Here is a 21,943-nt window from a genome sequence, read left to right as displayed (position 1 = left end):
CCGGATGCCGTCGGCCGGGCCGCTCGTGAGGCTCGCGTCGGTGGTATCCGACGATCCGCGCGACGTGCTGCGGGCGCTGCGCCACGCGGTGCTGGGTGCCGGGCCCGCTCTTGCCCTGGGGGCCGGAACCGGGATGCCGGGGGAGGTGCCCGCCGGGACGGCCGTCGTCATCACGACGTCGGGGTCGACGGGCGTGCCCAAGTCGGTCGCGATCGGGCGAAACGCCCTCATCTCGAGCGCGTTCGCGACCTCCGCCCGCCTCGGTGAGGGAGCGTGGCTGCTGGCGGTGCCGGCAACCTACGTCGCCGGGGTGCAGGTGCTCGTGCGCGCTCTCGTTGCCGGCCGAGAGCCCGCGGTGCTCTCGGGGCACTTCCGCCCCGAGTCCTTCACGGCGGCGGCACTCGGTATGGCCTCGCACGAGAACGGCGCACGCGTGCCGACGTACACCTCTCTCGTTCCGGCGCAGCTGCAGCGGCTGCTCGAGGCCGCCGAGAGCGAGCCGCAGGTCGCCCGGGCGCTGCGGTCGTTCGAGGCCATCCTCGTCGGCGGGCAGGCGCTGGCGCCGTCCGTGCGGGAGCGCGCCGCCGCCGCCGGGGCGCGGATCGTCCGCACCTACGGCTCCACCGAGACGAGCGGGGGCTGTGTGTACGACGGCGTTCCGCTCGACGGCGTCGATCTCGCGATCGTCGACGGCGAGGTACGGGTCGCTGGCCCCACCCTGGCCGACGGGTACCTCGGCGAGCCGGAGCGCACGGCCGAGGCCTTCGTGACGGATGCCGCCGGCACCCGGTGGTACCGCACGGGAGACGGCGGCGAGATCGTCGACGGCGTGCTGGCGATCACGGGGCGGCTCGACAACGTCATCGTCTCGGGCGGTATCAACGTTTCGCTCGACCGCGTCGAGTCTGCGGTGCGGGCGCTGCCCGGGCTCGAGTCGGCCGTCGTCGTGCCCGTCGACGATGAGCGGTGGGGCCAGGGGTCGGCGGTCGTCGTCTCCGCGGCGCCCGGCCTCGACGAGGAGCTGCTGCTCGACCGTGTCCGCGACGCCGTCGCCGCGGACGTCGGCGCGGTCGCCCGGCCGGCGCGCGTCATCCTGGTCGAGGCGCTTCCGCTCCTGGCATCCGGGAAGCCCGACCGCGCTACGCTCCGGCGTCGGTTCGGCTCCGCGAAGAATTAGGATGACCCTCCGTGTCAGCACAGTCTCGTAAGCGCTCGCGTCCGGCCCCGAAACGTCGCCCCGGCGGGAACCCCCAGAAGCCGAAGAGTGCCGCCCCGCAGGCGGTGGCCCCGGCGACGGCCCGCGACTGGATCGCCGCCGCGCGCCTGCGCACGCTGCCGCTCGCGATCACGCCGGTGCTCATCGGCACGGGCGCCGCGACCCTCGTCGACGAGAACCTGCACTGGGTGATCGCCCTGGCCTGCCTCGCCGTGGCCTTCGCCCTGCAGATCGGGGTCAACTACGCCAACGACTACAGCGACGGCATCCGGGGGACCGATGACGTCCGCGTGGGCCCCGGCCGGCTCACGGGTGGACGCAAGGCCCGCCCGCGCACCGTGCTGCTCGTCGCGCTGGCGTTCTTCGCGCTCGCCGCGGTCATCGGCCTCACGCTGGTGGTGCGCACGGAGCAGTGGTGGCTCCTCGCGGTCGGGGCGCTGTGCATCGTCGCGGCGTGGTTCTACACCGGCGGAAAACGTCCCTACGGCTACAACGCGATGGGCGAGCTGTTCGTCTTCGTCTTCTTCGGTCTGGTCGCCACCCTCGGAACGACCTGGCTCCAGGTCGGGTCGCTGCCGCAGGAGGCCTGGTTCGGCGCGGTCGCCGCGGGCCTGCTCGCGTGCGCCGTGCTGCTGGCGAACAACCTGCGCGACATCGATCAGGACCGCCTCGCCGGAAAGCGCACCCTGTCGGTGCTCATCGGCCGCCGCGCGACACAGGTGCTCTTCACGCTGTTCGTGCTGGCGCCGTTCGGGATCGCGGTCTTCCTCGCGCTGGTGTATCCCGTGGCGTGGCTCACCCTGATCGCGCTGCTGGGGGCACTCTCGGCGATCCTCATCGTGTGGACCTATCGCGCCCCGCGCGAACTGATCGTCGCGCTGCAGGTGACGAGCTTCACCTCGGTCGCCTACGGCGCGCTGCTGTTCTGGGCGTTCGTGGCCTGAGCGCTCAGCGCGCGGCGTCGGGCTCGTCGTCGCGGCGCGGGGCGTCGAAGACCGCGTCCTCGGCGTCGGCGTCGACCTCCGCGCCCGTGCGGCGGTTCGCCGCCCGGCGCGCTTCGCGGCGCTCGGCGAGAACGCCGGTCACGTCGTCGAGCGGGCGGCGCAGGAACAGCAGCGACAGGCTCAGCCCGATCAGTGCCGCGAAGACCGCGGCCAGCCACGGCAGTTCGCGGAAGATCGGGAACAGCAGCAGGATGCCGAGGGGCACGAGGAAGGCGAGCAGGCGCAGCACCGTATAGACCAGGGCGGAACGGGCACGCATCGCCCCAGTCTACGGCGGCCGTGCGACCACCCGGCGCCCGGCCCGTGTCCAGGGAGCACACGTAGAATCGGGACATGGCACGCCTGTTGCTGATCACCGCGCTCGTGGCGACCGCGTTCTGGGTCTACACGATCGTCGATTGCGCCGTCCAACCGGCCGCCCGTCATCGCGGGGTCAGCAAGCCCGCGTGGATGGTGATCGTGATCGTGCTGCCCGTGCTCGGCGGCATCCTGTGGTTCGTCATCGGTCGCGGACGCGCCGGCACTCCCGTGCGGCGACGCGCCCCCGACGACGACCCCGAGTTCCTCGGCGGCCTGTCCGAGCAGGCGCGCGCCGAGCAGGACGAGCGTATCCGCCGCCTCGAGGAGGAGCTCGCGCACCTCGATTCCGAGGCCGACGACCCACGCGGGGTCCCGCCGGAGACGAAGCCGACGACCGACGGTGACTCCGACGGCACGCCCGGCAAGGGCGACGACGACACGCGCGGTCAGCGCGGCGCCGTCGGCTGACCGTGGGCACGACCGAGCGGGGCGTCCGGGCCCCGGCCACGGACGCGGCTGCCGCGCTGCTGTCGGGTTTTGTCGCCCGCGGGGTGCGTCACCTCGTGGTGAGTCCCGGGTCGCGCTCGCAGGCGCTCGCCCTGGTCGCCGCCGAGCTCGAGAAGGCCGGCCTCGTTCGCCTGCACGTGCGCATCGACGAGCGCGTCGCGGGGTTCACCGCCCTCGGCATCGGTCGCGAGACAGGGATGCCGGCCGCCGTGATCTGCACGTCCGGCACGGCCGTGGCCAACCTCCTCCCCGCCGCTCTCGAAGCCCACCACTCCGGCATCCCGCTGCTGCTGCTGACCGCCGACCGGCCCCCGGAGCTACGCGGGGTCGGAGCCAACCAGACCACGCGCCAGCCGGGGTTGTTCCGCTCGGCCGTCCGGTTCGAGGCTGACCTGCCCGTCCCCGAGGTCGGCGACCCCGACGGCGCCACGGAGCAGACCGCCGAGTTCGACGCCCTCGCGGCCACCGCGCTTTCCGCAGCCCGCGGCGAGGGCGCCCGTCCGGCGGGGCCCGTACATCTCAACGTTCCGCTCCGCGAGCCGCTGGCCGGCCCCGTCCCCGCCTGGCTCGTGCCGCGGGCGACTCAGCGCGCCGAGGGCGACGCGGTCGACGAGACCCTCGAGGCCTCCGGCGCGCTGTACCAGGGCGGGGGAGGCATCGGCATCGCCGACGTCCCGCCCGAGCCCGAGGCGGCCCTCGTGCTGGAGCCCGGACCGCGCACGATCGTCGTGGCCGGGGCCGACGCCGGCGCCGCCGCCGAAGACCTCGCCCACCGGGGGAGTTTTCCGCTCGTCGCCGAGATCGTCAGTGGAGCGCGCTTCGGTCGGCACGTGGTGCACGGGTATCGCGCGCTGCTGCGCGAGCCCGCGCTCGGCGGCCGTATTGAGCGCGTCGTCGTCTTCGGACACCCCACCCTGACCCGTGAGGTGACGCGTCTGCTCTCCCGTGACGACGTCGAGGTGATCGCCGTCCGCGGGCCGGGCGAGCCGGTCAACCTCAACGGCGCGACTCAGGCGGTGGATGCCGTGCGCTCCGGCTCCGGCGATGTCGATCGCGCGTGGCTCGGGGAGTGGATGCGGGCCTCGCGCGCCGCGGCCGTCGACCTCAGCCCGCCCGCGCCCGATGCCGAGGGGCTGTCGTCGGCGGTGCCCCACGAGCGCCTCGGCGCCCTCAACGCCGAGGTCGAGGTGATGCGCGCCCCCGTCGACCGGGCCGCGCTCGTCGACGCCCTGTGGCGGGCCACCTGGCCGCACGACCGGCTCGTCTTCGGTTCGTCGCGACTGGTGCGCGTGGCCGACGAGGTGCTGGGTGGCAAGAAGGTCGCGGTGCACGCCAACCGCGGTCTCGCCGGCATCGACGGCACGATCGCCACGGCCACCGGCGTCGCCCTGGCCAGCCAGGATGCCGAGCGCCCCGGCGTGACCCGTGTCCTGCTGGGCGATCTGGCATTCCTGCACGACGTGGGCGCGCTGCTGCTGCCCCCGGGCGAGGAGGAGCCGCGCCTGCAGGTCATCGTTGGGAACGACGGCGGGGGCACGATCTTCGACGGACTCGAGGTGGCCGCGGTCGCCGGCGCCGAGGCCTTGGAGCGCGTGCAGTACACCCCGCAAACCGCGCGGCTGGAGCAGCTGGCCCTCGCGTTCGGCTGGGAGTACCGGCGGGCGACCACCCGCGTCGCCCTCGACCAGGCGCTCACCGCGCCCGTCGGCGGCCGGCAACTCATCGAAGTGCCCCTACCGCGCTGATTCGCGCCGTCAAGCCGTGGTGTCCGGGTGCCCGCGCGCGCCAGGATGTCCCGATGAGTACGAGCAGCAGATGGTCCATGCCCGCCGCCGAGGCGCTCAGCGTCGCGCCCGGGTTCCGCCTGGCCGACATCGACACCCGATCGACGCCCGGTTACAACGGCGACAAGGAAGCAGGAAAGGCCGACCTCGAGGCGGGGATCGAGCCGCTCGCCGAACTGCAGGAACGCCTTTTCGCCCAGAGCGTCGCGGGCACGGCCACCGGTTCCGTGCTCCTGGTGCTCCAGGCGATGGACACCGCGGGCAAGGGCGGCATCGTGACGCACGTGGTCGGATCCGTCAACCCGCAGGGTGTCGACCTGGTCTCGTTCAAGAAGCCGACCGCCGAGGAGCTCTCGCACGACTTCCTGTGGCGCATCCGCACGCGCCTGCCGGATGCCGGCCGTCTGGGCGTCTTCGACCGCTCGCACTACGAGGACGTGCTGATCGGACGCGTCCGCGCGCTCGCCCCCGCCGACGAGATCGAGCGCCGCTACGGCGCGATCGCCTCCTTCGAGGCGGAGGCCGCCGATCTCGGCATCCGGGTGGTCAAGGTCATGCTGCACATCTCGAAAGAGGAGCAGCGGGAGCGCCTGGCCGAGCGCCTGGACCGCCCCGACAAGCACTGGAAGTACACCCCGTCCGACGTCGACGAGCGCGCCCTCTGGGACGACTACATGGACGCGTACCAGGTCGCCATCGAGCGCACGTCCACGCCCCTCGCGCCCTGGCACGTCGTCCCGGCCGACCGCAAGTGGTACGCGCGGCTGGCCGTGCAGCAGTTGCTCACCGACGCCCTCGCGGGAATCGACCCCCGCTGGCCGGCGGCCGACTTCGACGTCGACACCGAGAAGCGCCGCCTCGCGGCATCCTGACGTTCTACGCCAGCGCCTCGACGATGGGGCGGAACTTCACGCGCGTCTCGAGCAACTCCGACTCGGGCACGCTGTCGGCAACGATCCCCGCACCCGCGTAGGCCGTGATGGGGGAGGTCGGCGAGGACGGGAGGGGGCGGTCGATCTGCGCGCACCGCAGGGCGATCGCCCACTCGCCGTCGCCCGAAGCGCCGATCCAGCCCACGGCTCCGGCGTAGCGGCCGCGGTCGAAGGGCTCGAGGCGCCGAATGACCTCCATTGCCGTGCGCGTCGGGGTTCCGGCGACCGCGGCGGTGGGGTGCAGAACGGTGACGAGATCGAGAGAGGATGCCGCCTCGGAGAGCTCGCCCTCGACGTCGGTGGCCAGGTGCCACACGTTCGGCAGCTTCAGGGTGAAGGGCTGCTCCGCCGCGGCGAGGGCGGACGTGTGCGGGCGGAGGGCCGCGAGCACGCTCTGGACGGCGAAGCGGTGCTCCTCCTGGTCTTTCGCGCTCTCGGTGAGAGCGAGCGAGGCCGCGACGTCGCTGTCGGCGTCGCCCCCGCGCGCGGTGGTGCCGGCCAGGACCCGCGCGGTGACGGTGCCGTTCGATACGGTGACCAGCGTCTCGGGGCTCGCGCCGATGAGGCCGTCGACGGCGAACACCCAGCAGTCCGGATACCCCTCCAGGAGCGAGCGGACGAGGCGGCGCAGGTCGGAACCGGCCGGCAGCGTGCCGACGATGTCGCGCGCGAGGACGACCTTGCCCACCTCTCCCGCGTGGATCGCCTCGACCGCCTGGCGGACGGCATCCTGGTACCCCTCCGCAGTCTGACGACCGGGGCCGAGGGTAGCCGACCAGTGGGGTCCGAAGGGGGAGCGTGGCGGCAGATCGGGTTCGGGCTCGTCGGGGGTGTCGGCGAAGGCGAGGCGCGTCACCCACGCGCGTCCGCCGTGGCGACCGACGATGGTGCCGGGAACGCGCAGCACGCTCTCGCGCTCTGACCGCGGGTCGAACACGAACGACCCGAACGCGACCAGCCCGGTGCCGGGAAGCTGCACGGGGTCGTCGATCTCGGCGGCGGCGGCGATCCGACGCCAGCGGTCGGCGATCGTGGCATCGCCGGGCTGCGCGCCGGTGTAGCGCAGCGTGAGCAGGTCTCCGAAGGCGGCGAGCGTCTCGCCACGGCGACTCCAGAACAGCGGGTCGTACCCGGTCGTGTAAGCCAGGACGTCGTCCATCGGGGGGAGTTCGCGCGTCACCACGCGCAGATGCGGCACGAGGTCATCCGCGGGTTCCAGCACGGGTCCACACTAGACCGCGACTTAGACTCGCGGCATGACCTCCCGTCCCGCACCCGGCACCCGGCTCGTGTTCCGCTGGCGCAAGTGGGACGGCTCGCCGCACTGGGAGCAGGACTCCGTCTACCTCGGCTCCGACGAGTGGGGCGACTGGTTCGGACAGCAGGTGGGGTGGCGCAGCGTCCGCCCCGGCCGGGAGTTCGTGTGCCGCGAACCCAACGTGACGCTGGTCCCCGCGAGCGGCGACTGGGCCTTCACCCACAACGCCGCCCCGCACCCGGTCGCGGTGTACATCGACCTGGCGTGGGGCGCCGGCTTCGATGACGACGGCACGCCCACCGGCATCGACATGGACCTCGACGTCGTCCGCCGCACCGACGAGCGCGGGACGTGGATCGACGACCGCGACGAGTGGGACGACCACCGCGTGCGGTACGGCTATCCGGCCGAGGTGGTCGCCCACCTGGAGGCCGTCGCCGTCGACCTCGAGCAGAAGGTCCTCGAGGGGCGGGCGCCGTTCTCGGACGCGGTCACGGGCCCATGGCTCCAGCGCCTCGCCGACCTCGCGGAGGCCGGGACCGACGAGCCGCCGCGCGCCTAGACTCGACGCGTGAGCAGCGACCCCAACCGCGCCGATCTCGGCAAAGACCCGCAGCGCGTCAGCGGCATGTTCGACCAGGTCGCCGCGGCCTACGACCGCACCAACTCGGTGCTGAGCCTCGGCAACGACCGGTTCTGGCGCGTCGCGACGCTCAAGGCCGTCGCGCCGCAGCGGGGCGAGCGCATCCTCGACCTCGCGGCCGGTACCGGCACCTCGTCGATGGCGTTCGTGCCGAGCGGCGCCCACGTGGTCGCCGCCGACTTCTCCCGCGGGATGATCGCCGAGGGGCGCCGCCGTCACGGGCACGTTTCGAACCTGGAGTTCGTCCAGGCGGATGCCACCGACCTGCCGTTCGCGGACGGGGAGTTCGACGCGGTCACGATGTCGTTCGGTCTGCGCAATGTCAACGATCCCCGACGGGCTCTGCGCGAACTGCGCCGGGTGACGCGTCCCGGCGGACGGATCGTCGTATGCGAGTTCTCGCATCCGCCGTCCCGGGTCTTCAACGGCCTGTACCGCTTCTACAACGGCCGGGTGCTGCCGGTGGTGGCGAAGGCCGTGAGCTCGAACGCCGAGGCCTACGACTACCTCAACGAGTCGATCCGCGACTGGCCCGACCAGCCGACCCTGGCGGCGTGGATGCGCGATTCAGGGTGGGACGATGTGGCGTACCGCAACCTCACCTTCGGCATCGTCGCGCTTCATCGCGGGACGAACCCCGGCGCCTAAGGCCCCCTGTCAACCGTCGAGATACCGGCGGCGGCCCCCAACCGCGCCAGGATAGGCTGAAACCGTGACCCCGAGACCGCCCGCGGCCGGCACCCGCCTGTCGGGCAAGCTGGGCCTGAGTGACCGCATCTTCGGCGGGCTGCGCGCGCGCACCCTGCTGTCGACCGTCGAAGCCGGCCTCGACCGTGTCGAGAGCACGCTCGAGCGCGAGGTGCGCAGCGCCGACCGGCTCGCCGATGTGACCGCCCGGTACCTCTACGAGGCGGGGGGCAAGCGCGTTCGACCGATGCTCGCGATCCTCACCGCGCAGCTCGGTCGGGGGACGACCGCCGAGGTGGTCGAGGTCGCCACGGCGCTCGAGCTGACGCACCTGGGCTCGCTCTATCACGACGACGTCATGGACGGTGCCGACAAGCGCCGGGGCGTGCCGAGCGCGCAGACGGTGTGGGGCAACAACATCGCCATCCTTACCGGTGACCTGCTGTTCTCGCGGGCGAGCCAGCTCATGGCCCGCCGCGGAGAGCGCGCGATCCAGCTGCAGGCCGACACGTTCGAGCGCCTCGTCCTGGGGCAGATGCACGAGACCGTGGGGCCGCAGGAGGGCGACGACCCCGTCGAGTTCTACCTCCGCGTGCTGGCCGACAAGACCGGGTCGCTCATCGCCGCCGCCGCGCAGTCGGGTGTCATCTACTCGGGCGCTCCCGAGGAGTTCGAGGAGCCGATGGTCGTGTTCGGCGAGAAGGCCGGAGTGGCCTTCCAGCTGCTCGACGACGTCATCGACCTCTCGCCCGATCCGTCCGAGACCGGAAAGGTGCCCGGCACCGACCTGCGCGCCGGCGTTCCGACCATGCCGTACCTGCTGCTCGGACACCGCACCGATCAGACGTCGACCGATCTGCGGGCCCGCATCGACGAGGGGCAAGACCTCATCGCCGCCGGCGCCGATCCTGCGATCCTCGACGACGCGCTCACCGAGCTGCGCGAGCACGAGACCACTCGCGAGACGCTCGATCTGGCCCACCGCTGGTCGCAAGACGCCATCGACGCTCTCGCCCCCCTTCCCGACGGCGCCGTGCGCGAGGCTCTGACGCGGTTCGCCCGCGCGGTCGCCGACCGTTCCGCCTAGTTTTTCCCCACCCCCCGATCTCGATCGAGAGGACCCCCATGACGAAGTTGCGCCTTGCCATCGTCGGCGCCGGCCCCGCCGGTATCTACGCCGCCGACATCCTGCTGAAGGCCGAGCGGCAGTTCGACGTGTCGATCGACCTGTTCGAGCAGCTCCCCGCCCCCTACGGTCTCGTGCGCTACGGCGTTGCCCCCGACCACCCGCGCATCAAGGGAGTCATCACGGCTCTCCGCGAGGTGCTCGATCGCGGCGATATCCGCATCTTCGGCAACGTGCGCTTCGGTGAAGACATCACTCTCGACGACCTCAAGCAGCACTACAACGCCGTCATCTTCTCCACCGGTGCGATCCGCGACGCCGACCTCGACATCCCGGGCATCGACGCGCACGGCTCCTACGGCGCCGCGGACTTCGTGAGCTGGTTCGACGGTCACCCCGACGTGCCGCGCGAGTGGCCGCTGGATGCCGAATCGGTCGCGGTGATCGGCAACGGCAACGTCGCGCTCGACATCACGCGCATCCTCGCCAAGCACGCCGACGACCTGCTGCCCACCGAGATCCCCGCGAACGTCTACGAGGGGCTGAAGGCCTCGCCCGTCACCGACGTGCATGTTTTCGGTCGCCGCGGTCCCGCGCAGGTGAAGTTCACCCCGCTGGAGCTGCGTGAGCTCGGCGAGCTGCGCGACGTCGACATGGTCGTGTACGACGAGGACTTCGACTACGACGAGGCCTCGCGCACCGCCATCGAGACCAACAAGCAGGTCAAGGTCATCGACCGCGTGCTGCAGCAGTGGCGCACGCGCCCGGGTGTGAACAATGCCGGGGGAGAAGCGTCCCGCCGCCTGCACCTGCACTTCTGGGCCAAGCCGCTCGAGGTCGTGAAAGACGCCGACGGTCGCGTCGCCGCGTTCCGGTACGAGCGCACGAAGCCCGACGCCGAGGGCGGGGTCGTCGGCACCGGCGAGATCCGCGAGGTGCCGATCCAGGCGATCTACCGCGCCGTCGGTTACTTCGGCTCCCCCGTGAAGGACGTCCCCTTCGACGAGCGACACGGTGTGATCCCCAACCACGAGGGTCAGGTGCTCCACCACGACACGAACGAGCGGGTTCCGGGCGTCTACGCGACCGGCTGGATCAAGCGCGGCCCCGTCGGACTCATCGGTCACACCAAGTCGGATGCTATGGAGACGGTGCGCCACGTCATCAACGACCAGAGCGAGTGGTGGCGGCCGGCTCACCCCGAGGAGGAGGCCATCCCGGCGCTCCTGGCCGAGCGCGGCGTGCGCTGGACCGACCTCGAGGGGTGGCACCGCCTCGACGAGCACGAGATGGCCCTGGGCGCCCCGCACGAGCGCGCCCGCATCAAGGTCGTCCCGCGCGACGAGATGATCCGGGTCTCGCGCGGCGAGTAGGTCCCGCGGGAACCAATCCCCCTCGCGTCCCCGCCCTAGGCTGAGACCATGGGGGACTGGCATCCGGACATCCTTGGCGACGGGTTCGCGCAGCGGACGTTGCCGCTCGGCGCCGATGACGAGGGCGAGGTGGTCGCCACCCTCGTGCGGGCGATGCCGAACCCGGGGGAACGGCTCTTCGGGGCGTGGCGCGATCTCGACGTGCTGTACGTGCACGGGTGGTCGGACTACTTCTTCCAGACCGGCCTCGCGCGCTTCTTCACCGACCGGGGTGCGCGCTTTCACGCCCTCGACCTGCGCAAGTACGGCCGGAGCATCCGCCCGGGGCAGACCCAAGGGTATGTCGCCGCGCTCGACGTGTACGACGCCGACATCGAGGCGGCCCTGGAGGCCATGGGCACCGAGGCTCAGGGCCGACGGCTGGTGCTTCTCGGCCACAGCACCGGCGGCCTCACGCTGACGCTGTGGGCCGCGCGGCACCCGGGGCGCGCGCACGCGCTCGTGCTGAACAGCCCGTGGCTGGAGCTGCAGCTCGGCCCCCGCGGGCGTCAGGCTCTCGCCCCGATCCTCAACGCTCGCGCGCGCATCGACCCGCTCGGTGCGCATCCCGTCGTGGACCTGGGCTTCTACACCCGCGCCCAGCGCGAGGTCGGCACCCTGCCCGACAGCCCCGACGGGTGGCGGCCCGAGCGGGGCTTCCCGACCCACCCGGGCTGGCTCGCCGCCGTCGTTGCGGGCCACGCGCGGGTGGCATCCGGGCTCGATGTGGGGTGCCCGGCGCTCGTGCTGCTGTCGCAGCGGTCGGCCTCGGCGCTGTCGTGGAACGAGGCGATGCGGCACACCGACTCGGTGCTCGTCGTCGACGACATCGCTCGCGCGGCCACCCGCATCGCGCGCACGGTCACGATCTCGCGCATCGACGGGGCCCTGCACGACGTCTTCCTGTCGGAGGAACGTGCTCGGGATGCCGCCTACGCCGGGCTCGCGCAGTGGTTGCGGTGGTTAGCGTAGATCCTGAGTGAAGGAGCACCATGACCTCGACCCCCACCGACCGGTACCGCGCCGCGCGCGATGAGCTGCTCGCCGCACGGACGGACCCCGCGCGGGCGGCGTCGTTCTCGTGGCCACGCTTCGACGGGCCCTTCAACTGGGCGATCGACTGGTTCGATCCGATGGCGCGGGGGAACGACGCCCCCGCTCTGGTCGTCGTCGATGACGACGAGACGCATCACGAGCGCACGTTCGACGAGCTCGCCCGGCGGTCCGACCAGCTCGCCGCGTGGCTGGCCTCCCGCGGGGTCCGCCGGGGGCACGCGGTGCTGCTCATGCTCGGCAACCAGGTCGAGCTGTGGGAGTCCATGCTCGCGATCATGAAGCTCGGCGGCGTGATCGCCCCGACCACGACCGCGCTCGGTCCCGGAGACCTCGCCGACCGCATCGTCCGCGCCGAGATCCGTCACGTCATCGTCGGCACAGCGGATGCCGACAAGTTCGACGATCTGCCGGAGGGTCTCGGCCGCATCGTGGTGGGGGAGGAGCGTGCGGGGTGGGCCCGGTACGACGACGCGTTCCTCGTCGAGGCGCCGCCCGCGCGGCATCCGGGGACGCTCGCCGACGACCGGCTCCTGCTGTACTTCACCTCGGGCACGACGTCGAAGCCGAAGCTCGTCGAGCACACGCAGGTTTCGTACCCGGTCGGGCACCTCAGCACGATGTACTGGCTGGGCCTCGAGCCGGGCGACGTGCACCTCGCGATCAGCTCGCCGGGGTGGGCGAAGCACGCGTGGAGCTGCTTCTTCGCGCCGTGGATCGCGGGGGCGACCGTGCTGGCCCTGAACTACTCGCGGTTCTCGGCCGAGCGTCTGCTGCACGAGCTCGAACGCGACCGGGTCACGACGTTCTGCGCGCCGCCGACGGTGTGGCGCTTGCTCATCCAGGCCGACCTGTCGGGCCGCCGGGGCGCGCTGCGTGAGGTGGTCTCGGCCGGAGAGCCGCTGAACCCCGAGGTCATCGCGCACGTGCAGCGCGCGTGGGGGCTCGACATCCGCGACGGCTACGGTCAGACCGAGATGACGGCGATCGTCGCGAACACGCCGGGGGCTCTCCTCGTGCCGGGGTCGATGGGGCGGCCCCTGCCGGGGTGCCCCGTGGTGATCGTCGATCCGCTCACGGGTGCGCTCGCCGACGAGGGCGAGATCTGCCTCGACCTCACCGACCGGCCGCTCAACCTCATGACGGGGTACGTCGGCGATCCGGAGCGCAACGCGGAGGCCTTCGTCGACGGGCTCTTCCACACCGGCGACGTCGCTCGTCGCGACGAAACCGGGAGCATCACCTACATCGGGCGCACCGACGACGTCTTCAAAGCGTCGGACTACAAGATCAGCCCGTTCGAACTGGAGAGCGTGCTCATCGAGCACCCGGCCGTCGTCGAGGCCGCCGTCGTGCCGGCACCCGACGAGCTGCGTCTGTCGGTGCCGAAGGCGTACGTCGTGCTGGCCACCGGCCACGAACCGGGCGAGGAGGTCGCGCTCGACATCCTGCGCTTCGCCCGCGCGAACCTGGCGCCCTTCCAGCGCCTGCGACGGATCGAGTTCGCGGAGCTTCCCAAGACCATCTCGGGCAAGATCCGTCGCGTGGAACTGCGCGATCGCGAGGAGCGCGCCGCGCGCGGTGAGGTCGTCGTCGTCGAGTGGCGCGACGACAGCCTCCGCGGCTGACGGCAAGCCCCCTCGCGTCCGCCGCGTTCTCGTGTGAGCATCGGATCATGAGCAACGAAAAGAAGCAGCCGTTCGAGAACCCCACGGTCGACGACGACAGCGACCTGCCCCGACGTCAGGAGGACCGCGGCATCGGGCGCGAGACCGAGCGCGAGATCGACCAGTTGATCACCGGCTTCGAGGGCTGACCCCCTAGCTCGGCTCGGTCGTGCGGATCAGCCCGCACGTCACGCACGACCACGCCACGAGGAAGCGTTCGTCGTCGAGGACCTCGAACCGCAGCGGGTCGCCGCACGTCGGGCACCGCGGCATCCCGTCGGGGGTGCTCAGCGGTAGTTGATGAACTGCAGGTCGACGTCGAGGTCGGCGGCCTTGAGGAGGCGCTGGACCTCCTGCAGGTCGTCGCGCGACTTCGACTGCACGCGCAGTTCATCACCCTGGATCTGCGACTTCACGCTCTTGGGGCCTTCGTCGCGGATGATCTTGCCGATCTTCTTCGCGTTCTCCTGCGAGATGCCCTCCTTCAGCGTGGAGGTGATGCGGTACTCGCGACCGCTGGGGGTCGGCTCGCCGGATTCGAGGCTCTTCAGCGAGATGCCGCGCTTGATGAGCTTCGTCTGGAAGACGTCGAGGACGGCGTTGGCTCGCTCCTCGGAGTTGGCCTTGATGAGGATCGCTTCGCCGCTCCACTCGATGGACGCGTCGGTGCCCTTGAAGTCGTAGCGCTGCTCGACCTCTTTACGGGCCTGGTTGAGCGCGTTGTCGGCTTCCTGGCGGTCGATCTTGGAGACGATGTCGAATGAGCTGTCGGCCATTCCGCGATTCTACCGAGCGTCGACGATCCTGGCCCGGTGTTCTCTCCGCGCTCGTAGACTCGCTTCCCATGCGAGCACTCACCGAAGAAGAGGTCCGCGACGCGTTCGTCAACGCCGCCCCGGACGAGCTCCGCGTCGTCGCGCTGCCGCACGACTTCGTTCTCACCGACTGGGATCACCTCGACTTCCTCGCCTGGCGCGACCCTCGCACGCGTGGTCGCGGGTATCTCGTCACCGAGCGCGAGGGGCGCCTGACGGGCGTCGTGCTGCGGGTGGCCGACGGGCAGTCGCACGCGCGGTCGGCGATGTGCAACCTGTGCCACACGATGCAGCCGGGCGATCAGGTGGCGCTGTTCACCGCGCGCAAGGCCGGCGCTGCGGGCGAACACGGCGACACGGTCGGCACGTACATGTGCACCGACATGTCGTGCCACGAGAACGTGCGCCTGGCGATGCCGCTGGCGCCGAGCGAGATTCGCGGGAGTGTGGACAGGAAGATCGACGGCACGAAGCGCCGCACCGAGGAGTTCGTCGAGCGCGTGCTCGAGACGGCCGGGGTCGACCGATGAGCGGGCGGGTCGTCGTCATCGGAGACGCCCTGATCGACGAGTTGCGCGACGACACCGGTGTGCGCGAGTTCGTCGGAGGCGCCGCGCTCAACGTCGCCGTCGGCCTCTCGCGTCTGGGCGTGCCGGCGTCCCTCATCGCGATGGTCGGCGACGACGCCGCGGGTGAGCAGATCCGCGCGTACCTCGCCGAGTACGACGTCGAGCTGCTCTCGAGCCCGTCGGAGCACGGATCGTCGCGCGCGGTCAGCACGCGCTCGGCCGGCGGGGAGCCGGAGTACGTCTTCAACGACGCCGCGCAGAACCGTCGCGTCCGCTACGGCGCTGCCGAGCGGGCGGCGCTTGCCGACGCGGCGATGGTCGTCGTGAGCTGCTTCCCCTTTGACGACGCCGAGCAGACCGGCGCGCTTCTGGATGCCGTGGGCGCGGCGTCTCTCGCGATCGACCCCAACCCGCGCGCCGGGATGCTGCACGACCGTGAGGAGTTCGTGCGTGGCTTCGAGAAGGCCGCGGCCCGCGCGCAGCTGGTGAAGGTCGGCGAGGACGACTCCCAGCTGCTCTACGGCGCCCCGCTTGAGGAGCTTCGTGAGAAGCTCGCCGGTCTCGGCGTGAATGCCGTACTCGCCACCTACGGCGCCGGGGGAGCAGCCGTCGACGCCGGAGACATCGCCGTGTCACGCGGAATCGCCGACCTTCCCGGACGCATCGTCGACACGATGGGCGGCGGGGATGCCGTGCTCTCGACCACCGTGGCACTGGTGCGCGCGGGGCTCCCCAGCGACGAGGCCGGATGGGCGTACGTGCTCGATCGCGCCATGGAAGTGGCCGCGGCGACGTGCCGCAGCGAGGGAGCCTTGCTGCGCATCCCGGAGTGACCCTGACCCGTGTTGGAAGCATGCCCTCGGGGAGGGTAAGCTAGGTGATCGCGCCTCTGGTCGACTGAGAAAGCCGGGCGGGTGCGCACTTGGCGAGTTACCCAAGCGGCCAAAGGGATCTGACTGTAAATCAGACTGCATTGCATTCGGGGGTTCGAATCCCTCACTCGCCACCACGAACAACAGCGACAGCCTCGGGAGACCGGGGCTTTTCGCTTTCTCTGGTGAGTTTCTCCTCGAGAATCCGCCCGCCCGCCATTCGCACGACGAGGTCGGCCTCGGCGATGAGGCGCTCGTCGTGGCTCACACACACCACCGCGGTGCCCCGCGCCGTCTCCTCGGCGATCGCGCGGCGGATGAGCGTCGCGCTCGCGGCATCCAGGCCCGTCGTCGGCTCGTCGAGCAGCAGCAGGTCGGCGCCGCGTGCCAGACCTTGCGCGAGCAGAGCGCGTTGACGCTGGCCGCCCGAGAGCGCGGCGAACGGTCGGCGTCGGAGTGCCGTTATGTCGAGGCGGCGGAGGGCGTCGTCGACCGCGGCTCGGGCGTCGCGATCGAGGCGGCGCAGCGGGCCGACGCGCCCCCACGCGCCCACGGCGACGACGTCGCGAACGGTGAGGGGGAGCCGCTCGGCGACGGCGGTGCGCTGTGGCACGAAGGCTCGGGCCTGGGCCGTCACGCGGACCGAGCCCGCTGAGGGCGTACGTGCCCCGGCCAGCACCTCGATTAGCGTGGATTTCCCCGACCCGTTGGCTCCGACGAGCACCGTCAGGGCGTTCCGGGCGATGTCGAGGTCGACGTCGGCGACGGCGCATGTCTCGCCGAAGTCGACGCGGATGCCGCGCAGCTCGGCGACGGGGGGAAGGAGGGGCGTCCGGGGCATGGCATCCATTCTACGAGTTTGAGAATCATTCTCATTACGGATACGGTCGTGCCTCGTGTCCTGGTTCACCGATCCCTTCTCGCTCGAGTTCGTCCAGCGTGCGCTCGTGGGCGGCGTGCTCGTGGCCGTGCTGTGCGCGGTCGCCGGGACGTGGGTGATCGTGCGGGGGATGGCCTTCCTCGGTGAGGCCCTCGCCCACGGAATGCTCCCCGGCGTGGCGCTGGCCACGGTCCTGGGTCTCCCCGTGCTGCTCGGCGCTGCCGTCAGCGCCGTCGTGATGAGTCTCGGCATCGGCGTGGTGCAGCGGCGCGCGCGGCTGTCGTACGACACCAGCATCGGTCTGCTGTTCGTCGGCATGCTGGCCCTCGGCGTGATCGTGATCTCCCACGCCGGAAGTTTCGCGACGGATGCCACGGCGATCCTGTTCGGCGACATCCTCGCGATCGGCACCGACGACCTCGTCGTGCTCGTCGTCGCCGTGGCGCTGGGCGTTGCCGCGGCGGCGGTGTTCCACCGGTCGCTCGTGGCCCTCGCCCTCGACGAGCGCATCGCCCGCGTGCTCCACCTGGGTCCGCGCGTCGCCCAGACGGTGCTGGTGGGGCTCGTGACCCTCGCCGTCGTGGCCTCGTACCAGGCCGTGGGGTCGCTGCTCGTCGTCGGTCTGCTCGTAGCTCCGGCCGTGGCCGCGCGGCAGTGGACCGAGCGGATCCCCACCACCATGGCGCTCGCCGCCGTCATCGGTGCCGCCGCCGTGGGGGTGGGACTCCTCGTCTCCTGGCACGCGGCCACCGCGGCCGGGGCCACAATCGCCGCCACCGCGATCGCCGCCGCGGGGATCTCCTGGGCGGTCCGCACCGCCCGCGACGCCATCCTCCGTCCGGCGTTCACCTCCGATCTCGTTTCCGCCTGACCCAGAGAGTTCTCATGCGTTCCCGCTCCACCCCCCGACTGTTCGCGCTCGCCGGCATCGTGGTGCTCGCCCTGACCGGGTGCGCCGCGAACGCGCCGACGGAGGCCCCGACCGACTCCGCCCCCGACACCCACGGCGCCATCGACGGTGCCGCCGAGCTCGCCGAACCGGCGCTCGGCCTCACCTCGGTCGACGCCGAGGGTCGGGTGTCGCACCTTGACCTCCTCGACGAGACGACGGTCGATCTGGGGACGGTCCGCGCTCCCTCCGCGATCCACAGCGACGGCCGCTACCTCTTCGCGATCGATGAGGCCGGGGTGTCCGTCGTCGACAGCGGCGTGTGGACGTGGGACCACGTCGATCACTTCCACTACTACCGGGCCTCGCCCCGCGTGCTCGGTGACGTCGACGGTGCGGGCGAAGCGGTCGTCGCGACATCGAACTCGTCGACGACGGGCGGAACGGGCGTGTTCTTCCCCGAGTCCGGCGACGCCGTGCTGCTGGACACCGAGGCGCTCTCGACGGGGCGTATCGAGGAGGCCTTCCGCCTCACGCGCGAGCCGGGACCCGGCATGGTCGTTCCCGCGGGCTCCTTCGCCGCGATCGCGTCAGGCGACGAGGTGACGCTGCATACGGCTGCCGGTACCCCCACCGGCGACACCGCCGCGTGTGTCGATCCGGCCGGGACGATCACCACGCGCGTCGGCGCGGTCATCGGATGCCAGGACGCCGCGCTCCTCATCCACGTCGAGGACGAGCGGCCCGTCGTCGAGCGCATCCCCTACCCGGACGACGCAACGGCGCCGCGGGCCACCGCGTTCGCGAACCGGGAGGGCCGGCCGCGCGTCGCAGCCCTTGCCGGTGACGCCGGCATCTGGATTCTCGACACCCGCGCCCGCTCCTGGGCCCTCCTGCCCGTCCCCGAGCCCGTCGTGCAGGTCACCGCGGTCGACGATGCCGACGCGACCGTGCTCGCGCTGACGCCGGACGGGCGCGTGCTCGTGCTCGACGGCGAGACGGGCGCCGTGCGCGCGGCATCCGTTCCCCTGGTGGGGGCGAGTCTCGCCGCCGGCGAACCCGTGAACCTCGTCGCCGATCAGCAGCGCACCTACCTGAACGGTCCCGCCGAGGGGCGCCTGTGGGAGATCGACTTCGCCGACGATGCGCGCATCGCCCGCGAGTTCGTCTCCGAGCGCACCCCCGCGTTCTTCGCCGAGACGGGACGCTGACATGAGGCTGCTCCGCATCGCCGCTGCTCTGCTCCTCGGCGGGGGAGTCCTCGCCGGATGCGCGACCAGTGCGAGCGAGCGTCCGCTCGTGGTGGTGTCGACGAACATCCTGGGCGACGTCGTATCGAACCTGGTCGGTGACGACGTCGAGGTGATGACGCTCATGCGCCCGGGCGCCGATCCGCACTCGTTCGAGGTCTCGGCATCCGAGGCGGCACGTCTGCGCGCGGCCGACCTCGTCGTATCGAACGGGCTGGGGCTCGAGGAGGGACTGCAGCAGCATCTCGACGGCGCCGCCGACGCGGGCGTCGCGACCTTCGTCGCGGGTGACGCGGTCGAGGTGCTGCCGTACACGTCTACCGACGCCGACGGTGCCGACGACCCGCACTTCTGGACCGACCCCGCGCAGACCCTCGCGGTGGTCGATGCCCTCGTTCCCGCGCTCGAAGCGATCGACGGCGTGGATGTCGCCGCGGTCACCGCTCGAGCCGCCGGCTATCGCGCCGAGCTCGAGGCCCTCGACGCCGAGATGAGCGCCGCTTTTGCGGCCATCCCCGAGGCGCAGCGCGCGCTCGTCACCAACCACCACGTCTTCGGCTACCTCGCCGAGCGCTTCGGATTCCGCGTGGTGGGAGCGGTCATCCCGGGCGGCACGACCCTCGCGGCCCCCAGCGCGAGCGATCTCGCCGACCTGGTCTCCGCGATCGACGAGGCGGGCGTTCGCACGATCTTCGCCGAGTCCTCGCAACCCGACCGCTTGATGAAGGCGCTCGCCGAGGAGGCGGACGTCGACGTCATCGTCACCGAGCTCTTCACCGAGTCGTTGACGGATGCCGCCGGGGGAGCCCCCGACTACCTGACCATGATGCGCGTCAACACGGAGCGCATCGCCACCGGCCTGTCGCCCTGAGCGCCCGGCCACCCCAGAGAAGAAAGAGGAATCACATGCGCACCCTTCCCCTCCGCCGTGCGGGGCTGCTCGCCCTTGCGGTCGGCGCGACCGTCGGTCTGACCGCCTGTGCCGGCGGCACCGGCTCGACCGCTCAAGCCCCTGCCCCCGCCACCAGTTCGTCCGCGTCGGACGAGACCGGAACCCGCGTCGCTCTGTCGTACCCGGGCGGCATCGTCGTGCTCGACGGTGGGACGCTCGAGGTCGTCGGTGACGTGGAGTCCGAGGAGTTCACGCGTCTGAACTCCGCCGGCGACGGCCGGCACATCATGGTGACCACGACCGCCGGCTTCCAGGTGCTGGATGCCGGAACGTCCGAGGAGGCGCCCGTTCTCACCGACCTGGTGTTCGACGCCGACAAGCCCGGACACGTCGTCGTCCACGGCGGCAAGACGGTGCTGTACGCCGACGGCACGAGCGACACCACCGTCTTCGACACCGATGCGCTCCTGGCATCCCCCGACGAACTCCCCGAGACCGAGACCATCCCGGGGGTCGAAGCGCACCACGGCGTCTCGATCGTTCTCGAAGACGGCTCCTTCGTCACGACCGTGGGCAACGCCGACGGACGCACGGGCATCGCCGTGAAAGACCCGTCGGGCGCGACCGTCGCCGAGAACGCCGACTGCCCCGGCGTTCACGGTGAGGGCACCGCGCAGGACGAGGTCGTGGTCTTCGGCTGCGAAAACGGCGCGCTGATCTTCGACGGCGGCGAGATCACCAAGGTCGCCGCTCCCGACCAGCCCTACGGGCGCACCGGCAACCTGTTCGTGAGCGAGACCAGCCCGCTGGTGGTCGGCGATTACAAGGACGACCGCGACGCCGAGGGCTACCTGCTGCACCGTGTCGCGCTGATCGACACCGCCGCCAAGACGCAGACGGTCGTTGACATGCCCGAGGGTGCCGAGTACACCTTCCGCGACCTCGCGCGCGGCCCCGGAGACCTCGGCTACATCCTCGCCTCGGACGGGGCGATCCACGTCTTCGACCCCGAGGCGAGCGCCTTCACCGATGCCTTCCCCGTCATCGACGCGTGGGAGGGGCCCGTCGAGTGGCAGGACGCGCACCCCGCGATCAAGGTCAGCGGCGACATCGCCTACGTGACCGAGCCCGCGAAGAACATGGTGCACGCCGTCGACCTCACCACCGGTGAGGTGCTTACCAGCGCGACCCTCGAGGTCACGCCCAACGAGATCGCGCTCACCCGCTGATCTTCCCGGCCGCCCCGGCCGGACCGCGATCGAACGCCGTTTGCAGGGCCGCCCGTACCGCCCGGATACCCGGACGCTCGGCGGTTCCCCTGCGAACGGCGGTGAAGATTTCGCGTCGCGGACGGCCGGGGAGGTCGATCAGCCGCACGGTCGGCTCGTCGTCGCCGAACACGAGCGCGGGGATCATGCCGACCGCGTGACCGGATGCCACCAGCCGCACGTGCGCGGTGAGGTCGGTGAGCTCGAACCGCACGTCGGGCTCGAACCCGGCGGCGCGGCACTGCTGCGTCGCCCACTGGCGGGCGGCGGTTCCCTCGGGTTCCATGACCCACGCCCGGTTGCGGAGGTCGGAGAGAGTCGCGGCGGCGTCGCCGGGGGCGACGGCGAGCCGGATGGCATCCTGGCCCAGGGCCCGGCGCTCCAGGATCGCCCGCTGCTCGCGGGTGTGGCCCGGGTACTGCTCCGCGACGGCGAGGTCGAAGCCGCGCGCCGTCACCTCGAACAGGCTCTCTTCGGGGGCGAGCTCGGCGATCTCGACGCGCAGGCGCGGCTCGGTCTCGGTCAAAACACCGAGGGCGCGCGGCACGAGTCCGTGCGCGGCGGACTGCATGACGGCGAGGCGCACGGGCGCCATCGAGGGCTGCAGGCGCTCGATCTCGGCGCGGGCGGCCTCGTCGGCGGCGAGCATGCGGGCCGCGTGCGCGGCCAGAGCCTCGCCCTGCGCGGTAAGGCGGACCCGCCGGCCGTCGGGTTCGAGCAGCGGGACGCCCGCCTCGCGCTCGAGGAGCGCGAGCTGCTGCGAGATCGTCGAGGGGCTGAACGACAGCGCGTCGGCGACCGCGGCGAGTGTGCCGCGCATCGACAGCTCGTGCAGGAGCCGCAGCCGGCGCAGATCAAACATCGCTCACCCTTCGGTTCTGTCGACCATTATCCGTCGATAACCGTCGCTTTTCCCGAT

23 protein-coding genes and 1 tRNA gene are annotated in these 21,943 nt (G+C 71.6%); 19 read left to right on the top strand and 5 right to left on the bottom strand.

Annotated features, from left to right (window positions below):
- The first annotated feature begins 25 nt into the window (after positions 1 to 25).
- Positions 26 to 1,177 (top strand): AMP-binding protein, encoded by a 1,152-nt coding sequence (locus ACU6WY_RS12015; RefSeq protein ID WP_483821921.1) that lies wholly within the window; start codon positions 26 to 28, stop codon positions 1,175 to 1,177.
- A gap of 11 nt (positions 1,178 to 1,188) precedes the next feature.
- Positions 1,189 to 2,160: a 1,4-dihydroxy-2-naphthoate polyprenyltransferase gene (locus ACU6WY_RS12010; protein WP_483819876.1), complete on the top strand. Its 972-nt coding sequence runs from the start codon at positions 1,189 to 1,191 to the stop codon at positions 2,158 to 2,160.
- A 4-nt stretch (positions 2,161 to 2,164) separates the two neighbouring features.
- Here ACU6WY_RS12010 and ACU6WY_RS12005 read toward each other — a convergent pair whose 3' ends face one another.
- Positions 2,165 to 2,479: a DUF4229 domain-containing protein gene (locus ACU6WY_RS12005; RefSeq protein WP_483819875.1), complete on the bottom strand. Its 315-nt coding sequence runs from the start codon at positions 2,477 to 2,479 to the stop codon at positions 2,165 to 2,167.
- Positions 2,480 to 2,553: 74 nt separating this feature from the next.
- Between ACU6WY_RS12005 and ACU6WY_RS12000 the strand changes: the two genes are divergently transcribed.
- Genes ACU6WY_RS12000 through ACU6WY_RS11990 form a run of 3 tightly spaced genes read left to right on the top strand, consistent with a single transcriptional unit; the run spans position 2,554 to position 5,683 of the window.
- On the top strand, positions 2,554 to 2,988 hold the full coding sequence (locus ACU6WY_RS12000; protein ID WP_483819874.1) for a PLD nuclease N-terminal domain-containing protein: 435 nt from the start codon (positions 2,554 to 2,556) through the stop codon (positions 2,986 to 2,988).
- Between the two features lie 2 nt (positions 2,989 to 2,990).
- Entirely contained in the window at positions 2,991 to 4,772 is a 1,782-nt protein-coding gene (gene menD / locus ACU6WY_RS11995; RefSeq protein ID WP_483819873.1) for a 2-succinyl-5-enolpyruvyl-6-hydroxy-3-cyclohexene-1-carboxylic-acid synthase, read from the top strand.
- A 53-nt stretch (positions 4,773 to 4,825) separates the two neighbouring features.
- Positions 4,826 to 5,683: a polyphosphate kinase 2 family protein gene (locus tag ACU6WY_RS11990; protein WP_483819872.1), complete on the top strand. Its 858-nt coding sequence runs from the start codon at positions 4,826 to 4,828 to the stop codon at positions 5,681 to 5,683.
- 4 nt (positions 5,684 to 5,687) lie between these two features.
- On the opposite strand, the gene ACU6WY_RS11985 is transcribed toward ACU6WY_RS11990, so the two are convergent.
- Positions 5,688 to 6,902 carry an isochorismate synthase gene (locus tag ACU6WY_RS11985; RefSeq protein ID WP_483821920.1) on the bottom strand — a complete coding sequence of 405 codons (1,215 nt, stop codon included), beginning with the start codon at positions 6,900 to 6,902 and terminating at the stop codon, positions 5,688 to 5,690.
- Positions 6,903 to 6,999: 97 nt separating this feature from the next.
- On the opposite strand from ACU6WY_RS11985, the gene ACU6WY_RS11980 reads away from it, so the two are divergent.
- From ACU6WY_RS11980 to ACU6WY_RS11950, 7 genes are all read left to right on the top strand, one after another.
- Complete coding sequence (locus ACU6WY_RS11980) at positions 7,000 to 7,563, top strand: DUF402 domain-containing protein (RefSeq protein ID WP_483819871.1); 564 nt, start codon at positions 7,000 to 7,002, stop codon at positions 7,561 to 7,563.
- Positions 7,564 to 7,629: 66 nt separating this feature from the next.
- A complete protein-coding gene (locus ACU6WY_RS11975; RefSeq protein WP_483821919.1) occupies positions 7,630 to 8,292 on the top strand; it encodes a class I SAM-dependent methyltransferase in 663 nt (220 codons plus the stop codon).
- Between the two features lie 64 nt (positions 8,293 to 8,356).
- Positions 8,357 to 9,418 (top strand): polyprenyl synthetase family protein, encoded by a 1,062-nt coding sequence (locus ACU6WY_RS11970; RefSeq protein ID WP_483819870.1) that lies wholly within the window; start codon positions 8,357 to 8,359, stop codon positions 9,416 to 9,418.
- Between the two features lie 38 nt (positions 9,419 to 9,456).
- Positions 9,457 to 10,830, top strand: coding sequence for an FAD-dependent oxidoreductase (locus tag ACU6WY_RS11965; protein ID WP_483819869.1), 1,374 nt, complete (start codon positions 9,457 to 9,459; stop codon positions 10,828 to 10,830).
- A 48-nt stretch (positions 10,831 to 10,878) separates the two neighbouring features.
- Positions 10,879 to 11,841 carry an alpha/beta hydrolase gene (locus ACU6WY_RS11960; RefSeq protein WP_483819868.1) on the top strand — a complete coding sequence of 321 codons (963 nt, stop codon included), beginning with the start codon at positions 10,879 to 10,881 and terminating at the stop codon, positions 11,839 to 11,841.
- A 20-nt stretch (positions 11,842 to 11,861) separates the two neighbouring features.
- Positions 11,862 to 13,550: an AMP-binding protein gene (locus ACU6WY_RS11955; protein WP_483819867.1), complete on the top strand. Its 1,689-nt coding sequence runs from the start codon at positions 11,862 to 11,864 to the stop codon at positions 13,548 to 13,550.
- Positions 13,551 to 13,597: 47 nt separating this feature from the next.
- On the top strand, positions 13,598 to 13,738 hold the full coding sequence (locus ACU6WY_RS11950) for a hypothetical protein (RefSeq protein WP_483819866.1): 141 nt from the start codon (positions 13,598 to 13,600) through the stop codon (positions 13,736 to 13,738).
- A 138-nt stretch (positions 13,739 to 13,876) separates the two neighbouring features.
- Here the strand turns inward: ACU6WY_RS11950 and ACU6WY_RS11945 are convergent, their stop codons facing one another.
- Positions 13,877 to 14,365: a YajQ family cyclic di-GMP-binding protein gene (locus ACU6WY_RS11945; RefSeq protein WP_483819865.1), complete on the bottom strand. Its 489-nt coding sequence runs from the start codon at positions 14,363 to 14,365 to the stop codon at positions 13,877 to 13,879.
- A 68-nt stretch (positions 14,366 to 14,433) separates the two neighbouring features.
- On the opposite strand from ACU6WY_RS11945, the gene ACU6WY_RS11940 reads away from it, so the two are divergent.
- The 3 genes from ACU6WY_RS11940 (at position 14,434) to ACU6WY_RS11930 (ending at position 15,982) form a co-directional block, all read left to right on the top strand.
- On the top strand, positions 14,434 to 14,934 hold the full coding sequence (locus ACU6WY_RS11940; RefSeq protein ID WP_483819864.1) for an FBP domain-containing protein: 501 nt from the start codon (positions 14,434 to 14,436) through the stop codon (positions 14,932 to 14,934).
- Positions 14,931 to 15,806: a PfkB family carbohydrate kinase gene (locus ACU6WY_RS11935; protein ID WP_483819863.1), complete on the top strand. Its 876-nt coding sequence runs from the start codon at positions 14,931 to 14,933 to the stop codon at positions 15,804 to 15,806. The genes ACU6WY_RS11940 and ACU6WY_RS11935 overlap by 4 nt, the downstream gene beginning before the upstream one ends.
- Positions 15,807 to 15,897: 91 nt before the next feature.
- Positions 15,898 to 15,982 (top strand) — tRNA-Tyr (locus ACU6WY_RS11930).
- Here ACU6WY_RS11930 and aztA read toward each other — a convergent pair.
- Positions 15,970 to 16,686 (bottom strand): zinc ABC transporter ATP-binding protein AztA, encoded by a 717-nt coding sequence (gene aztA, locus ACU6WY_RS11925; protein ID WP_483819862.1) that lies wholly within the window; start codon positions 16,684 to 16,686, stop codon positions 15,970 to 15,972. The two genes, ACU6WY_RS11930 and aztA, sit on opposite strands and share 13 nt — an antisense overlap.
- 55 nt (positions 16,687 to 16,741) lie before the next feature.
- Here aztA and aztB point away from each other — a divergent pair, with 55 nt between their 5' ends.
- Genes aztB through aztD form a run of 4 tightly spaced genes read left to right on the top strand, consistent with a single transcriptional unit; the run spans position 16,742 to position 20,985 of the window.
- The gene (aztB, locus tag ACU6WY_RS11920; protein ID WP_483819861.1) at positions 16,742 to 17,596 is read left to right on the top strand and encodes a zinc ABC transporter permease AztB; all 855 of its coding nucleotides are present in this window, start codon (positions 16,742 to 16,744) and stop codon (positions 17,594 to 17,596) included.
- Positions 17,597 to 17,610: 14 nt separating this feature from the next.
- On the top strand, positions 17,611 to 18,825 hold the full coding sequence (locus ACU6WY_RS11915) for an ABC transporter (RefSeq protein ID WP_483819860.1): 1,215 nt from the start codon (positions 17,611 to 17,613) through the stop codon (positions 18,823 to 18,825).
- A 1-nt stretch (position 18,826) separates the two neighbouring features.
- A complete protein-coding gene (aztC, locus tag ACU6WY_RS11910; protein WP_483819859.1) occupies positions 18,827 to 19,735 on the top strand; it encodes a zinc ABC transporter substrate-binding protein AztC in 909 nt (302 codons plus the stop codon).
- A 35-nt stretch (positions 19,736 to 19,770) separates the two neighbouring features.
- Positions 19,771 to 20,985, top strand: a complete 1,215-nt coding sequence (aztD, locus tag ACU6WY_RS11905; protein WP_483819858.1) for a zinc metallochaperone AztD — start codon at positions 19,771 to 19,773, stop codon at positions 20,983 to 20,985.
- Here aztD and ACU6WY_RS11900 read toward each other — a convergent pair.
- Positions 20,975 to 21,886 carry a LysR family transcriptional regulator gene (locus ACU6WY_RS11900; RefSeq protein ID WP_483819857.1) on the bottom strand — a complete coding sequence of 304 codons (912 nt, stop codon included), beginning with the start codon at positions 21,884 to 21,886 and terminating at the stop codon, positions 20,975 to 20,977. The two genes, aztD and ACU6WY_RS11900, sit on opposite strands and share 11 nt — an antisense overlap.
- Positions 21,887 to 21,943: the final 57 nt, after the last annotated feature.

The organism is Microbacterium sp. ZW3a, assembly GCF_057167165.1.
This window is presented reverse-complemented; position numbering and strand designations above follow the sequence as displayed.

Excerpts from the sequence above, each read along its gene's own strand:
- ACU6WY_RS11990 (WP_483819872.1), top strand. The coding sequence starts at position 4,826 with ATGAGTACGAGCAGCAGATGGTCCATGCCCGCCGCCGAGGCGCTCAGC.
- ACU6WY_RS11975 (WP_483821919.1), top strand. The coding sequence starts at position 7,630 with ATGTTCGACCAGGTCGCCGCGGCCTACGACCGCACCAACTCGGTGCTG.
- ACU6WY_RS11960 (WP_483819868.1), top strand. The coding sequence starts at position 10,879 with ATGGGGGACTGGCATCCGGACATCCTTGGCGACGGGTTCGCGCAGCGG.
- aztA (WP_483819862.1), bottom strand. The coding sequence starts at position 16,686 with ATGCCCCGGACGCCCCTCCTTCCCCCCGTCGCCGAGCTGCGCGGCATC.
- ACU6WY_RS11965 (WP_483819869.1), top strand. The coding sequence starts at position 9,457 with ATGACGAAGTTGCGCCTTGCCATCGTCGGCGCCGGCCCCGCCGGTATC.
- ACU6WY_RS11900 (WP_483819857.1), bottom strand. The coding sequence starts at position 21,886 with ATGTTTGATCTGCGCCGGCTGCGGCTCCTGCACGAGCTGTCGATGCGC.
- ACU6WY_RS12005 (WP_483819875.1), bottom strand. The coding sequence starts at position 2,479 with ATGCGTGCCCGTTCCGCCCTGGTCTATACGGTGCTGCGCCTGCTCGCC.
- ACU6WY_RS12000 (WP_483819874.1), top strand. The coding sequence starts at position 2,554 with ATGGCACGCCTGTTGCTGATCACCGCGCTCGTGGCGACCGCGTTCTGG.
- ACU6WY_RS11935 (WP_483819863.1), top strand. The coding sequence starts at position 14,931 with ATGAGCGGGCGGGTCGTCGTCATCGGAGACGCCCTGATCGACGAGTTG.
- ACU6WY_RS11955 (WP_483819867.1), top strand. The coding sequence starts at position 11,862 with ATGACCTCGACCCCCACCGACCGGTACCGCGCCGCGCGCGATGAGCTG.
- aztD (WP_483819858.1), top strand. The coding sequence starts at position 19,771 with ATGCGCACCCTTCCCCTCCGCCGTGCGGGGCTGCTCGCCCTTGCGGTC.
- ACU6WY_RS11980 (WP_483819871.1), top strand. The coding sequence starts at position 7,000 with ATGACCTCCCGTCCCGCACCCGGCACCCGGCTCGTGTTCCGCTGGCGC.
- ACU6WY_RS11950 (WP_483819866.1), top strand. The coding sequence starts at position 13,598 with ATGAGCAACGAAAAGAAGCAGCCGTTCGAGAACCCCACGGTCGACGAC.
- ACU6WY_RS11985 (WP_483821920.1), bottom strand. The coding sequence starts at position 6,902 with ATGGACGACGTCCTGGCTTACACGACCGGGTACGACCCGCTGTTCTGG.
- ACU6WY_RS11915 (WP_483819860.1), top strand. The coding sequence starts at position 17,611 with ATGCGTTCCCGCTCCACCCCCCGACTGTTCGCGCTCGCCGGCATCGTG.
- ACU6WY_RS11940 (WP_483819864.1), top strand. The coding sequence starts at position 14,434 with ATGCGAGCACTCACCGAAGAAGAGGTCCGCGACGCGTTCGTCAACGCC.
- aztC (WP_483819859.1), top strand. The coding sequence starts at position 18,827 with ATGAGGCTGCTCCGCATCGCCGCTGCTCTGCTCCTCGGCGGGGGAGTC.
- ACU6WY_RS11945 (WP_483819865.1), bottom strand. The coding sequence starts at position 14,365 with ATGGCCGACAGCTCATTCGACATCGTCTCCAAGATCGACCGCCAGGAA.